Annotated in this window: 1 protein-coding gene; it reads right to left on the reverse strand. The window is 50.8% G+C overall.

All coding sequences use genetic code 11. The annotated features are described in order from the left end of the window. Nucleotides 1-13: 13 nt before the first annotated feature. Entirely contained in the window at nt 14-1,180 is a 1,167-nt protein-coding gene (locus tag H8L47_RS29110; protein WP_186957325.1) for an IS4 family transposase, read from the reverse strand. Nucleotides 1,181-1,320: the final 140 nt, after the last annotated feature.

Consider the following 1,320-nt stretch of genomic DNA (forward strand, 5'->3'; position numbering starts at 1 on the left):
GTCCCAACGTTTCTCATAGGAGAGACATCTGTTTTGGTTGATTATCGTCATTGAGATTTCCCGATGACGGCGTAAGTAGTTGATTTATTGGCGTTGTTTCAAACATGGTGAGACTCAGGATTTGTAGAATTTCGTAAAGACTGTGAGGCAAATGCAGACGTTTTTTGACGATAGCGATGAGTACGTAAGTGCAGACCGCGATCCATATCTGCGTCTTCACCGCATTCTCGCTGGTTCCCAGAAAGGTCTTGATACGCAAATGTTGTTTGATCCACTTGAAGAACAATTCGACCTGCCAGCGCTGCTTGTAAAGCGCTGCAATCATCTCGGGTTTGAGAGCGAAATTGTTGGTCAAAAAAGTGACCCTTTCGCCAGCGTCGTCCTTGACGACAACACGACGCAAACTCGCCGGGTAGTCCTTGCTTGCGTAGAAGAGTGGAAGCACACCCGTTTGATCGCAAATAACGTTGCTCGTCGCTCGATCGACTGGATGCGAGTACCGGCGCTTGAACTTGGTATTGCTTTTTGCTCTGGTGACAAAAAAGGCCCCCGTCGCATGCAAGCTGTACAGCCGGGCGAAGTCCAGATAGCCGCGATCCATCAGGTAATATGCTCCTGGCTCGATGACCAGATCGTCGAGAATATTGACCTCGTGGGTCTTGCCGTCGGTGATATGAATGAAGCTGGGAATAGAGCCGCGCAGGTCCAGCAGCGTGTGCAACTTGATTGCCGCCTTGGCGGACCGGAAAGGCGCCCACGGATAAACAGACAAGCACAGGTCGATGGTAGTGGCATCGAACGCATATACCGTTGCATCGAGGTCCACGCCAAACGGCTCGCTGGCGTACAACGGACGCGCCATTGCAATCAGATGTTGCGCCAGATCGGCGTAGATTTGCCAGGGGCGCGTAGCGTTTGCATTGGCCAACGTATTGCGGGAAATCGTCGCGCAACGAAACCCCATGTGGTACAGCCGATGGGATTGGGCGCGCAAATTGACTTCGATATCGCGCAACGATTCTCGATAGGTCAACTGCGCAAATGCCATGGCGAAGAATTGATCCAGACAGGAAAAATCCTTGACCTTGTGCTCGCCCCTGTGGGCTGCTACACATCGTCGAAAGGTAGTCAGTGGCAAATACGTCATGACCTGCGAGAAAACGAGTTTGCCCTGATGCATAGGAGCCTTTGGCGGATATTCGCAAAAAGCTCCAATTCTGCACCTCGACGTTCAAATCGAGACCAGATAAAAACATCAATTTGTGCAAACAAATCATTGACTTACGAACCCCTGATGTGAAAACGTTGGGACACTAGTGA

This window comes from Undibacterium umbellatum (assembly GCF_014284125.1).
In the GTDB taxonomy this organism is placed as follows: Bacteria; Pseudomonadota; Gammaproteobacteria; order Burkholderiales; family Burkholderiaceae_D; genus Undibacterium; species Undibacterium umbellatum.

What these genes read in the sequence shown, in the direction of transcription:
- H8L47_RS29110 (WP_186957325.1), bottom strand. Translation starts at nt 1,180, where the DNA reads ATGCATCAGGGCAAACTCGTTTTCTCGCAGGTCATGACGTATTTGCCA.